The sequence below is a fragment of the Lacrimispora sphenoides JCM 1415 genome (genome assembly GCF_900105615.1).
Lineage (GTDB): Bacteria > Bacillota > Clostridia > Lachnospirales > Lachnospiraceae > Lacrimispora > Lacrimispora sphenoides.
Map to the genome: position 1 here is coordinate 1974704 of NZ_LT630003.1, position 13360 is coordinate 1988063.

Annotated in this window: 12 protein-coding genes; 2 read left to right on the forward strand and 10 right to left on the reverse strand. The window is 43.9% G+C overall.

Annotation, left to right across the window (positions count from 1 at the left end; genetic code table 11):
• Positions 1-115: 115 nt before the first annotated feature.
• The 6 genes from BMX69_RS08810 to ruvA all read right to left on the reverse strand — a co-directional run bounded on the left by BMX69_RS08810 (position 116) and on the right by ruvA (position 7255).
• Positions 116-1543 (reverse strand): peptidoglycan D,D-transpeptidase FtsI family protein, encoded by a 1428-nt coding sequence (locus BMX69_RS08810; protein ID WP_242941388.1) that lies wholly within the window; start codon positions 1541-1543, stop codon positions 116-118.
• The gene (locus tag BMX69_RS08815) at positions 1533-2858 is read right to left on the reverse strand and encodes an FtsW/RodA/SpoVE family cell cycle protein (RefSeq protein ID WP_100042149.1); all 1326 of its coding nucleotides are present in this window, start codon (positions 2856-2858) and stop codon (positions 1533-1535) included. Before BMX69_RS08815 ends, BMX69_RS08810 begins: the two co-directional genes overlap by 11 nt.
• A 7-nt stretch (positions 2859-2865) precedes the next feature.
• Positions 2866-5001: a U32 family peptidase gene (locus BMX69_RS08820; protein WP_242941432.1), complete on the reverse strand. Its 2136-nt coding sequence runs from the start codon at positions 4999-5001 to the stop codon at positions 2866-2868.
• Between the two features lie 122 nt (positions 5002-5123).
• Positions 5124-5492 (reverse strand): cell division protein ZapA, encoded by a 369-nt coding sequence (locus BMX69_RS08825; protein WP_025233336.1) that lies wholly within the window; start codon positions 5490-5492, stop codon positions 5124-5126.
• Between the two features lie 132 nt (positions 5493-5624).
• Positions 5625-6623, reverse strand: coding sequence for a Holliday junction branch migration DNA helicase RuvB (gene ruvB / locus BMX69_RS08830; RefSeq protein WP_054790971.1), 999 nt, complete (start codon positions 6621-6623; stop codon positions 5625-5627).
• A gap of 20 nt (positions 6624-6643) precedes the next feature.
• Positions 6644-7255, reverse strand: a complete 612-nt coding sequence (gene ruvA / locus BMX69_RS08835) for a Holliday junction branch migration protein RuvA (protein ID WP_100042151.1) — start codon at positions 7253-7255, stop codon at positions 6644-6646.
• Positions 7256-7494: 239 nt separating this feature from the next.
• Between ruvA and BMX69_RS08840 the strand changes: the two genes are divergently transcribed.
• On the forward strand, positions 7495-8589 hold the full coding sequence (locus tag BMX69_RS08840) for a ribonuclease H-like domain-containing protein (RefSeq protein ID WP_100042152.1): 1095 nt from the start codon (positions 7495-7497) through the stop codon (positions 8587-8589).
• A 138-nt stretch (positions 8590-8727) separates the two neighbouring features.
• Here BMX69_RS08840 and BMX69_RS08845 read toward each other — a convergent pair whose 3' ends face one another.
• A complete protein-coding gene (locus BMX69_RS08845) occupies positions 8728-10038 on the reverse strand; it encodes a PQQ-dependent sugar dehydrogenase (protein WP_054790970.1) in 1311 nt (436 codons plus the stop codon).
• A gap of 478 nt (positions 10039-10516) precedes the next feature.
• Positions 10517-11062 (reverse strand): DUF5662 family protein, encoded by a 546-nt coding sequence (locus tag BMX69_RS08850; protein ID WP_054790990.1) that lies wholly within the window; start codon positions 11060-11062, stop codon positions 10517-10519.
• Positions 11063-11276: 214 nt separating this feature from the next.
• Here BMX69_RS08850 and BMX69_RS08855 point away from each other — a divergent pair, with 214 nt between their 5' ends.
• A complete protein-coding gene (locus BMX69_RS08855) occupies positions 11277-11474 on the forward strand; it encodes a cold shock domain-containing protein (RefSeq protein ID WP_025233342.1) in 198 nt (65 codons plus the stop codon).
• Positions 11475-11583: 109 nt separating this feature from the next.
• On the opposite strand, the gene hslO is transcribed toward BMX69_RS08855, so the two are convergent.
• A complete protein-coding gene (gene hslO / locus BMX69_RS08860) occupies positions 11584-12459 on the reverse strand; it encodes an Hsp33 family molecular chaperone HslO (protein WP_054790969.1) in 876 nt (291 codons plus the stop codon).
• Between the two features lies 1 nt (position 12460).
• A complete protein-coding gene (locus BMX69_RS08865; protein ID WP_054790968.1) occupies positions 12461-13219 on the reverse strand; it encodes a class I SAM-dependent DNA methyltransferase in 759 nt (252 codons plus the stop codon).
• Positions 13220-13360: the final 141 nt, after the last annotated feature.

The window sequence follows — 13360 nt, forward strand, 5'->3', positions numbered from 1 at the left end:
AACCGTAACTCCCATGGGAAGCCCGGTTTTGGTGTGTCACACAGACTGGCTCTAGTATACCTCTTTTTGGTTTCATATGCAAGTGCGTAATTATTGTAAACATGTATCATTCTTTTTATTGTTTGGAAAAATATACATCAAAAAGAGCTCTGGCAATCGGAGCTGCTGCCTGCCCGCCTGAGCCGGCCTCTTCTGCAATTACACTTATAACAACTCTTGGATGCTCTGCCGGAGCAAATCCCACAAACCAAGCATGGGTTTCCTTACCTTTTTCAAATTCCGCAGATCCGGTCTTTCCGGCTACCGTATAGGCATCGGTCCTAAGGGCGGAGCCTGTTCCCTCTGTTACAACATCCCGCATAAACTCGGTTAATTCAGAAGCTTCCACGGCAGTCATTAGATTCGTATAGGACTGAGGCATAAATTTCTTAATGACATCTCCCCCTACGTTTTCCACCCGGTCAATAAAATAAGGCTTCATAAGAGTTCCGCCGTTTGCAATGGCCGCAACAATCATGGCATTATGAATGGGCGTGATCTGAGTCTGGCCCTGGCCAATCGCAGTCTGAAGGATCTGCCACGTATCAGCGCCGCCTCCCATGGTATAAGAGCTTTTGCTGCTTGCAATAGGTAAGGCCAGATCCGTATTAAACAGAAGCTGGTCCGCAGTATTCTTTAACCCATTTAAGTCCAGCTGCAAACCAAGATTTGAAAAAGCTCCGTTGCAGGAATTTGCAAACGCCTGTTCCAGATTTTGGTGTCCATGGACTGTCTCATGGTAACACCGTATGGTATAATCCCCATTTTTATAAATCCCTTTGCAGTCAAAGGTATAATCATTATAATTGGAGGGATTTTCCTTTATATATTCCAATGCCGTAATTATCTTAAAGGTGGACCCCGGAGGGTAAAGTCCCTGAGTCGCACGGTTTAATAACTGTCCTGAAGTGTTCTCCTCCGCCACTAGTTGACTCCAGTCTTCAGCCAGGGTATTGGGGTTATAATCGGGCTTGGATACCATGGCAAGGATCTTGCCGGTATCCGGCTCCATCACTACCACCGCCCCTTTTCGCTTACCTAAGGCATCATAAGCCGTCTTCTGAAGATCCACATCAAGAGTAGAGACAACACTGTCCCCCTGATTCTTCTTGCCGGACAGCTCATTTGCCACCTGCTCAACAAGATTTACATGGCTTGTCAGGAGATAGAAATTAGCCAGGGCTTCCAGACCGGTCTTTCCATTGGTGGAATATCCCACCGCATGGGCAAACAGCGAATCATAGGGATAAATTCTAGTTTCCTTTCCCTCTCCGTCCACCTCAGTCCTGGCAAGGATCCTGCCGTCATTGCTGTAGATTTCTCCACGCACCACCCGGTCGGCAAAGCTGTCAAGTCTGGCATTATAGGAGTTATTGATCACGCTGTCGCTTTTCACAAGCAAAAAGTAACCAAAATAAGCCGCAAGCCCTACAAAAAGTAGTACGACCCCATAGGTAAGTATCAGGATATGGTGATTTGCTTTTGGATTCGGGTTAGCCTTCATATTTTTCTTCTTCCTCTTCATTGCGTTTGAGTATATAAAGTCCCTGGATGATTCCAAAGATGATAAAGGTGCTTAGGATTGAGCTTCCTCCATAACTGACCAAAGGAAGCGTTACTCCTGTGGAAGGGATAAATTTCGTTACTCCTCCCACAGTTAAAAATACCTGAATGATATAAATTGTCCCAAGGCCAAATGCAATCAGCTTATAGAATATCGCCTGCATCCGGCTGGCAATCATCATGAACTGTAAAAAGCATCCCAGGCAGATGAGAAGGACACACAGGGCAAAGATTCCCCCCAGCTCCTCCGAAATCGCTGAAAATATAAAATCCTTTTCTACCACCGGGATCCTTCTTGGCATCCCACGGTACAGTCCCATACCAAACCAGCCTCCGGTGCCAATGGCAAACAAAGACTGGGTAATCTGGTATCCCTTCCCTGCAATATCCGACCAGGGGTTTAACCATGCCGATACTCTGGTCCTTACATGCCCGAACAGCTGATATGCCAGCATAGAAGCCAAAGTTCCTCCTCCGGCGCCGGCCAGAAGATACCACCATTTTCCCGTTGCAACAAAGAGCATGAAAACATAAGTCACAAAGAAAATGAGGGCGCTTCCAAGATCTTTTGATGCCACCAGAATGAGCACATGAAGGGCCGCCACCGAAGTGACAATAAGAACCGTCTTCATGCTGGTGGACCGATAAAACATCGTGGCTATAAAAAAGACATAAATAATCTTTACAAATTCCGTGGGCTGGAAGGAATAACCTCCGAACTCCAGGGAAAGCTGGGCGCCGTAACTGCTGGTTCCGGCAAGGCATACTATTCCCAGGAGAAGAATTCCTCCTATTCCATAGATCCATGGAATCTTACTTAGCTGCCATACTCTGTCAATGACAAAGGGGATGGCAAATGTCACCAGAGCCGCGGCAGCTACGATGACAAACTGCTTCATGGCCCGGTCAAAGGAAAGCCTGGTCAGCATAATAAAGCCAATGGTAAGGAGCATGCACATATTATTGACCAGTAGCCTGGATACATTGCGGTAGATCAGCCGGTACAGGAAAAGGTAACTGAAAAAGAAAATTACCTGAGCCACGTAAAAAACCAGCATCTTTTCATCCTCTGTCTCCAGCCAGATGACCAAATAGCCAAGCAGATGAATGAGAAACATAGCAAAATTCTGGCGTCTGCAAATCTTCCTTTTCCTGATTTCATCCGGAAAGGAAAAAAAACGAAAATTCAAATATGTGTATAATGCAATCAACAGTATCATCAGATATCTGGAGATGTCAATAATCAGATTAATCATATGTCACCTACTCTACACCGCGTTTGAAATGACCTCTTGTGAATTCTTCAAACGGCAACTTTGCTTCTCTTCCGTTAAGGAATCCGTCAGAAAAGCTTTGTATCACCGCTTTTGTCTGTGCTTTGTTCTCTGTGGTGAACTGAAGCCGTAACCATGAGGGAGATAATCCCTTTACCGCCTCTTCTAAGCCAAGAAGGGAGACGGCCGCTGAATTATAAATGGAATTATAGCAGAAAGTACAATGGTTTTTTACAGGAAATGCTTTCCCCAACCGGTCCTTTAATGTCAGTACGACCGGTGTTTTATCGCATTGTTCCATTCCCTGATGAAGGCACTGGGCAGTCACCATCATTGGCAGCCGGCCATATACCAAAAGCTCCCCAGGAACTTTTAGTTTTCCCAAATCACGGCTGTTTAATTCTACCGGCCAGGTAAGCTCGTCCGCTCCCAGCTCTTTTAGCATCTCCTGAGCATAATTGTTCATCCCATACATGCCAAAATCAAATACCAGGGTTCCCTTGACTTCCTTCTCTTTTAAATAACCTGTTTCCTCCAGAGAACGGATCAGAAATCCGTCAAATGCAGCGGCTTTCAATTCCGTTAAATGTTTATCAAAGAACTTTTCTGCCCTGATCCTGAAAATGTGAGGCATGGTAAGCATACATTCCTTACCGGCCCTATGGCATGCCTCCACAGACGCTTTCCATTGTTCCGGCTTAAATTCTGCAGCATCAATATAAATTCTTTTTACATCAGGGCTGGACACCGCTTCTTCCAGGCAATCCGGCCGTTCCAGAGAAACCGTTAGTTTAGGGCCTTCTGAAGCAACTTTTCGGCTATAAACAGCCTCATCTACCGCTTTCACCGGTTCTGCCTGCCTGTTCTCCTTGTAATCTTTAAGAATCTCATATTCCAAGGCTTCCAATCCGCGCCTGCGCAGATCATTAAGAGCCTGAACCGGCAGAAATATATTCCCCATTATCTTTATATCAAGATTTTCAAAATAAAAAGGTGTATTTCCGGTTTTATCAAGCTGTTTCCTTACCTTTTCCTCTGTTACAGGCTGATTTTGGGCGGTCTGCACGATCTCGCCTGCGACAGCGGCATTATGGCCGCAGGCACTTAACTGCAAAGAGGCCATTTGTCCTTCTTCCAGAATTGCGGTTCCAACCACCGGCTCTCTTACCTGTTTTTCTACAAAGTTTTTATCAAGGAAATCAAACAACTCCTGATTGCCTTCCCGAAAAGCAGGCTTTTCTTTCCAGACCACCATATCGCGCCCATTTTGGCGCTTGTAGTATCCGTCGGTCTGACCTCCCCGGTCAAATAGATCCAGAAGTATTTTTTTATCCTGCTCTTCGACCCGGTAGCCCTCTCTTCCTTTCGCAAGATAAAGGTCCGCGTACTTTCGGTAAATGCTCACTACTCCAGCCGTATACCTTGGACTCTTCATTCTTCCTTCGATTTTCATGGAATAGACTCCGGCTTCTATCATGTCCGGTATGATATCCAAAGTACTCAAATCCTTAAGGCTTAGGCAATAACGGTCATCTTTTCCTCCAAGAACCTGTCCTTCCCGTTTCACATCGTAGGGCAGGCGGCAGGTTTGGGCACATCTTCCCCTGTTTCCGCTTCGCCCTCCTATGAGGCTGCTGAATAAGCATTGACCGGAATAGCAGTAGCATAATGCGCCGTGTACAAAACTCTCAATCTCCACATCCACCTGATCACGGATCTTTGCAATTTCCTTCAAGGATAATTCCCTGGCAGTAACCACCCGGTCAGCTCCTAAGTCTTTTAAAATCCTCGCCCCATAAGCGCCGGTAATGGTCATCTGAGTACTTGCATGAATGGGAAGTCCCGGAAAATTCTCACGGATAAACCGGAAGGTTCCCATATCCTGTACGATGACTGCATCCAGGCCCTGCCTGTAATATGGAACAAGATAATCGTAAAGCTCCCCTATCTCCTGCTCCTTCATCAGCGTATTAACGGTCATGTACAGTTTTCGCCCATGAAGATGGACGTATTCAATGGCTTCCAGCAGCTTGTCCTCTTCGGGATTTTCCGCAAAAGCCCTTGCCCCAAACCGGCTGCCGCCCATATAGACCGCATCGGCGCCTGCCGCCACCGCTGCCTTCATACTTTCAAATGATCCTGCCGGAGCAAGAATTTCAACTGCTTTCTTCACAAGTTCCTCCTGTTTGCCCTTTATTGATGAAAGAGAGGATGTCACGGCCCTGCCGCCCAACATCCCCTCCTGACTTATTCTTTCTTACCGGAATCTGCAGATTTCCTGGTTTCCACCAGTTCCAGCTTTGCCGACTCAAGCTTCATCTGAGTGGCCACAAGCTCATGCTTTAAGCTATAAATCTCCTTTTCCATCTCCGCCTTCTGCTGCTCCAGTCTGGCGGTCTGTTCTCTGGCCTTGAAGTAATCATCCGCCATATTTAACTGAATCATGATATTTTGATATTCTGCGCTTTGCTTCGTAAACCCTTCCTGATGCTTCAGCGTTATAATCATCTCATTGATATAGCTTGCCAGGCGGTGGATATAACTTTCTTCCTCACTTCCGCCCAAAGCATAAATCTTGCCATCTATTAAAACTTCTGTACTGCGTTTGGAATCCATGCTGTTCTCTCCCTGTTTCATTTGCTCCTTTTTACTATAACATATTTTGTGCAGATAGAAAAGCCCTGCCTGCATACCTTTATGTCCAAAAAGTACGGCTAACTAATAGGAAAGTTCTAAAATCCAGGCAGATTATGAACCCAGGGAGATTCCAAGATGTTCATATGCCCGTTCCGTGGCAACACGCCCTCTGGAGGTGCGGTTTATAAAACCGTTCATCAGAAGATATGGTTCATAAACATCTTCCAGCGTCCCGGCATCCTCTCCCAGAGAAGCAGCCAGGGTATCCAGTCCTACCGGACCTCCGGCAAATTTCTCAATCATTGTGGTCAGGATCGCCCGGTCATTATAATCCAGGCCAAATTTATCCACATCCAGAATGTCCAGGGCAAAATCCGCCACTTCTTTTGTAATAATACCGTTGTATTTTACCTGGGCGAAATCCCGGACTCTTTTTAACAGGCGGTTGGCCAGCCTGGGGGTTCCTCTGGACCGCTTGGCAATCTCTGCCGCCCCTTCTTCCTCGATTTCCACCTGTAAGACTCTGGCAGAGCGGCAAACAATAATCTTTAGCTCCTGGGGCGTATAAAATTCCAGCTTCTGTACCACACCGAACCTGTCTCTTAGAGGAGCGGTTAAAAGCCCCGCTCTGGTAGTTGCTCCCACCAATGTGAATTTAGGAAGATCCAGTCTTATGGATCTGGCAGAAGAATCCTTTCCCAGCATGATATCTATGGCAAAATCTTCCATGGCTGGATACAAAACCTCTTCTACCTGGCGGTTTAAGCGGTGGATCTCATCCACAAACAGCACATCCCCTTCCTGGAGATTGTTCAGTATGGCGGCCATCTCTCCCGGTTTTTCGATGGCTGGTCCTGATGTGACCTTCATGTTGACTCCCATTTCATTGGCAATGATCCCTGAAAGAGTCGTCTTTCCCAGGCCGGGAGGCCCGTAAAATAAAACATGATCCAGGGATTCCCCCCTGGCTTTGGCGGCATCAATGTATACTTTTAAATTGGCACGTATCTTTTCCTGTCCAATATACTCAGCAAGACACATGGGCCTTAAGTTTGGTTCTATTCTTTTATCTTCTTCTGTTATCTCTGTGGTTATAATTCTACGTTCCATCTCTGCCTTTACCCGTTATTTTATATAAATGCCAGATGCTTTAAGGAAGCCTTAAGCACATCTTCCACCGTCATGGATTCCGTCACTTCCACCTGACGAACCGCCTTGCCCGCCTCAACTGAGGAATATCCCAGAGCAGCCAGTGCTTCCATAGCTTCTCCTGCCACCCCGCCGCCGGATAAAACTGGTTTATTCCCCTGTTCCACAAATCCGGAAGGGAGAATTCCAGCGATGTCAATCTTATCTTTTAAATCCAATATAATCCTCTGAGCAGTCTTTGCTCCTACCCCCGGCGCTTTGGATATGGCTTTGGCGTCTCCTGAAACAATGGCCCTTCTTAAATCATCCGGGTCAAGGGAAGAAAGAATTCCCAAGGCTCCTTTGGGCCCAATCCCGTTCACACTTATGAGCTGCTTAAACATCTGCAGATCCTGACGGTTTAAGAAACCGTAGAGGCACATGGCATCCTCTCTTACCTGAAAATATGTATACAACTTAGTCACTGCGCCGATTCCCGGCATATCTTGAATCACGGATATGGGAACATGTATCTCATATCCCACGTTCCCGCTTTCTATAACAACGGTATCTTCAAATAGTTCAACCAATGGCCCTTTTATGAAAGAAATCACGACCTCTGTCTCCTTTTGTTATGCTGGAAATCTTATCTATATTATTTATCATAGCATACAGCCTGTTCTTATGCAAGCGGATAGTCGAACAAATATTCTGTTTCCGTTGACGGACCGGCGCCTTTCCGCTATAATATTGGGAGAGAAATTACCCTGCGGGTATATCCATATACCGGGTAAAGCGGGGTTTGCCCTGTTCAAAAAACAAGGACAGTACTAAGGAAAGGGCGGAATCATACATGATCACCTTACAGAAAACCATTGCATTTCATGAGACATATCCCTTTGACCGGATCGGCCGGAAAGAGGATCTGCTGTTCTTTGATATAGAAACCACAGGCTTCTCCGGGGAGTATTCTACCCTTTATCTGATCGGATGTGTTTATTACAGAAACGACTGTTGGAACCTGGTCCAGTGGTTCGCTGACACCCTGGATTCGGAAAAAGAACTGCTGGAAACCTTTTTTAAATTCTTAGAAAATTTTACTACAGTCATACATTTTAACGGGGATGGTTTCGATATTCCCTATCTTTTGAAGCGATGCCTTGCCTATGGCATGACTTATAATTTTTCCGGAGTGGATAGCCTGGATATTTACAAAAAAATACGCCCTTACCGGGGAATTCTTGGACTTCCTTCCATGAAGCAAAAAGCCATTGAGGAGTTTTTAAAAGTAGAACGGAAGGATCTTTATTCCGGCGGGCAGCTGATCGAAGTTTATAAAGATTATCTTATTTCCCATGATAAATTTCTATTTGATCTTTTAATATTACATAATGAAGATGATTTAAAAGGAATGCCGTTAATCCTCCCTATATTGAATTACCCGGACTTTTTAGGACACAGCTTTTTCCTCGAACATCAGGAGTTTTTAAGCCAGGAGGACATCTTCGGCCGGGAGTTCCACTCTTTACGGCTCACCTGCAAAAATGGCTTTGCCGTTCCCGTTGGATTTTCTAAATCCAATTCCCTGGTCTCCATGGAAGCGGAAGGAGAGCACCTGACCATAACCATAGACCTCTATGAGGGTGAATTGAAATATTTTTATCCAGATTATAAAAATTACTATTATCTGATTTATGAAGACAAGGCCATTCACAAAAGCGTGGCGGAATACGTGGATAAGGAAGCCCGGATAAAAGCTACGGCTAAGACATGCTATACCCGCAGGGCCGGCTGTTATCTTCCCCAGTTTACCTCCTTGTGGACACCCTGCCTGCAAATGGAATTCAAGGATAAGATCACTTATGTTACCTATGAACCGGACTTCTTTGAGGATGGCGAAAAGCTTCGAATTTACGTCCGTCACCTGTTGGATTCCCTGTGCCGTTAATTTAGAATCGTTTTCCCCGGTTTCTGGCACTTTAGCGAATGCTTTCAGGGCACGCATTTTATATATAGCTTTTGTTTAAATCAGTGTTTAATATTTGGATGTTTTAAGGGAAGCCAAATGACTTCCCTTAAGTTATATCTAAAACTTTATTTTTCTTATTCTCCAAATGACTCCTGTGTTTGGTAAATAAATATTTTGCATATCTAAATCAGCGATCGCCATATCTGATATATACATGGAATGATCAGGTCCGAAAACAACATCAGTGGGCCTGCTTAGCCCCCTTTCTTCCGGAAATCCTGATTTGTTGATAGCAAATGTCGCAATTTCTCCATTAACAACATTAACTTTCAATACCCTATGTCCTACACCTGAACGTATATCGCCAAGCTCTTCGTATTGGATTCCGCCGAAACATGCAATGTATATATCGCCAATCAGTCCAAAATCTGATGACTCGTTAAAATCAAATCCCATTATATTGGATCCAGACGGAAAAACTGCTATTGGCGTGGGCGGTACCGATGGAATGGTATGAAGTAATGGTTCTGGTTTTCTGCCTCTGATCGGTGTAAACCTGGGCAATGTCACAGGAACTCCTCCTGTGTAATCCGGCCAGCCATACCACGCACCTATATTTAACAAATGTAATTCATCTAATGCATTGGCAATCGGTCTGCTTCCTCTTGGATCTATTCCCTGGTTTGATATGATCAGCCGTTTCAAGGCATCAAATTTCATACAGAACGGATTACGAAGCCCCCATGCAACCTGTTCTATATCAGATCCATCCATATTTGCCCTTAATACACTGCCAGAGGCTAAAGTTCTGCCTTCTTTTACTTGATATTGTTGAATATTGGGAACTCCAAAAGGGGAAAAAGCTCCGGTAACAGCCGTCCCCATGGCTGGTATCAAAACATTTTTAGTTTCAAAATTAGTGTAGTTAAGAAATATATAGGAACCTGGATAATCATGTAAATGAGGATGCTCAAGAACCCAGCTATTATCCAGTCCTACTACACCGGAATTCGTTGTTGTTCCCTGTCCGAAATATATCTTCTCATCAATACCAAATTCGACACGGTTGTTGCTAAAGTCTCCATTACTTGGCAAGCCACTTATAATATCCTGTCTTGTACCATCCGGACTAAGAACAGTTACAACGCCTTTATGCGATACATAAATATATCCATTTTTATAATTGATACCAGTTATAGGGACATTAAAGCCATCGGCTACAACATCTATATTTCCATTGCTAATACGCATAACTTTAGGATTCATTGTAGCCATTCCGGAATCAGCAATTAACATATCACCCTTTTCTGTAAAAACCATACCAATGGGTGCATTTAATCCCTGTGCAAATACTTCTATTTGATAACCTACAGGTACACTTATTCTATCTGGATCAAGCTCCCTCTGTTTATATGGAGCTTGCTGCATGCATGACCTCTGTAAGTGCTTGTTTACAGCGAAATTCACTTTAAATCTCCGCTTATATTATTCTTTACAATATATGATAAATATAAATATAAAGTGATCGATCTGTACATGATATTCATCGGTAGGATTTCCGGATTTTGCCGGCCTTCCAAAAGATTCACAACCAAACCATTGGATTTAAATTTCAGTATGAAAAATCAAACGATCAGCTCTTCTTTAAATATCTCTTGTAAAAGAGATTCTGATATCTCCTGGTCGATCTATATTTGCAGCATACCTTTAGGTGTTATTTTGAACTCTTCAATTCCTTTTTATATTGCAATATTGATTTTGCTTCAATGTTTATGTGATCCTTAATGAATTAACCTTATACATTTATCCTCAATATAATAACTCGGTAATTTGGCCCATAATTTCATTCACCCAACTCCCATCATTTGGATAAGAACGATTCACTTAAATCCCTCTATAATGAGAACTAGTAATCTCCTTTTTCCAATAAATGTCTGATATAAGAAAATGTCCTTTGCTCCCCTTGGTTTTTAAGCATCAAAAGAAGCTCCTCCAACAAATTCCTTGTCTCAGGGGCAATGACCATGTAGCTTTTCGCGTGCATGTAATATTCCCAGGGCGATGCATCGGTGTAATCCCTGCCCTTATAGGTTTTCGATGCTGCAATCCGGTCCATCATCATTTCGATGACATAATTTAGTGGCATCTTATGGCCTACCAGACCCTCCGACATATCTGTGGTAAAGTCGATCCAGTATTCGTAGTGATGCTTGTTGCGGCCTTTATGGTGGAGCCAGGCTCTTGAAAAACCCTTGTCCTCTCTTTCCGCAGCATTGGGGCTTCTTGTCCCCTGGTAATAAAGAACGCCTGGAACAAACTCTTCCAGACTGTATTTTGACATATCATGAAGCAGTCCCTGCTTAATAAGACCCACACGAAAACAGTTTTTCATGACTCTGATCTTATGTATATTGATCGTGCATAAATGACCCCAAAAATTCATAAATTTCATTGCATTCACCTTTTTATCCTTGCAAAAGAATCTTTTCCCATTTTACCACAAATTTCTCGGATTTCACTACTAATTTCCCCTTTATTTTTTAAAGAAGATTTCTTGATTTTTAAGACGGAAAACGTTTGACACCTCTCCCTTTTTATGCTATTCTTAGGGAGGTTACAGATATCCTGTAACAGTACAATTTTTTATTCATTTTGGAGGTATCATAATGAAAGGTACAGTTAAGTGGTTTAACAACCAAAAGGGTTACGGATTTATATCCGACGAACAGGGTAACGATGTATTTGTTCACTACTCAGGTCTTAGCATGGACGGCTTCAAATCCTTAGATGAAGGCGCTGCGGTAGAGTTCGATGTTGTAGACGGAGCTAAGGGACCACAGGCTACAAACGTTACCAAATTATAATCATTGACTCATCAGTGTACCTTTTTTCAATATACAGGAAGAAGTTATATTGTTTCACATGATTACGATTAGAGCCATCCAGTGGATGGCTCTTTTTGATGTCCTTGTCTTATGACTTATCGCGAAGACTTTCTAAATCTTCTACTGTAAACTCATAATTTTTATTACAGAAATGGCAATTCACCTCAATGCTCTTTCCTTCGTCAATCATTTCCTGAAGTTCTTTCCTTCCAATGCTGATCAGGGCTTTTTCCACCCTGGCTTTATCACAGTTGCAATAAAAGTGGGTAGGAACCTGCTCCATCAGTTCCAGGCCAAACTCTCCGAGGATATGTTCAAGGATCATTTCCGGTGTATTTCCCTGATCCAACAGATCTGTGATCGAAGTAATTTCTCCCAGCTTTTTCTCCAGTCCTCCAATGATCTCCTCAGAGGCTCCCGGCAAGAGCTGGATGATAAAGCCGCCAGCCTGTTTTACGGTATTGTCCCTGTTCATTAAGACGCCCAGTGCCACCGATGAAGGTGTTTGCTCAGAAGAAGCATAGTAATAAGTCAGATCTTCTGCAATCTCACCGCCCACCAGTATGGTCTGTCCAACGTAAGGCTCCTTGAGTCCGATATCTTTAATTACACTTAATACTCCCTCTCCTACTGCACCACCTACATCCAACTTTCCTGCCTGATTGGGAGGAAGCATGACGCCAGGATTGTAAACATAGCCTTTTACATTTCCTTTTGAATCTGCAGTCACCGTAAGGCCTTCCATAGGGCCGCTTCCCTGGATCTTTAGTGTCAGTAAATCATCTTCCCCCTTCATCATAATGCCCATCATGCTCCCCGCAGTTAAAAGCCTGCCTAAGGCAGCCGTTGCGATAGGGCTTGTATTATGAGATTGTCTTGCCTGTTCTACCAGTTCTCTGGTAGTAGCCGCAAAAGCACGGATCTGATGATCCCCTGCCGTAGCTCTGATAATATAATCAGCCATTTTATAATTCCTTTCCGCGTTCTCTTGCTATGATATAAATTCTTTCACTGGTATCCTTTACGGGAGCTTTGGTAAATGCATCAAAAGCTGCTACAAAATCCATGCCGGCCTCTTTTACCGCCATCTTTACCTCCTCCAGGGAATATGCCCTTTGATAATGATTTTCCGTATATTTCCGGTATAAGTCTTCCTCCTGCCTGATAAACAGGGAAAGATCATATTCATTGATCCTGGATTCCTTATCATAATAATTATCCCAGATAAAGCTGCATTCCTCCCGGTCCTCCGCAATGGTAGAGTCCCCCATAAGGGTTTCATATTTATATATGGTGTTCAGATCAAATATAAAAATTCCTCCTGGATCCAGATAATTGTTTACCAACCGGAAAACTTCCGCCAAATCCTCATATTCCAGAATATAGTTCATACAGTCACAAATGCTTATAACAGCCCGCACCGTGCCATAAAGCTCAAATTCCCTCATATCCTGCATAAGATAAAGGATGTCCTTTTCTGACTCTTCCCGCTTTTCCATGGCTATCTGCAGCATGTCTTCGGAGTTATCCACTCCGATCATATCATACCCCCGGTCTGCAAGAAGCTCCGTAAGGCTTCCCGTACCGCATCCCAGGTCAAGAATCAAGCCAGCCCTGATCCCATATTCATTCAACAGACCAGTCACGTATTCACACCAGTCCTTATATGGTATATTGTCCATAAACCGGTCATAGACCTCTGCAAAGCTAGTGTACGCTTCCATTCACAGTTTCCTCTCTCTTGCCCATGCTTTTTGGGCATTAAGGTATACCCGCAGGGTGTTTCCTCTCTCTTGCCCATGCTTTTTGGGCATTATTAAGGTATCCAAAAACAAAGCAGGTAACTCATAAAGAGGTACCTGCCT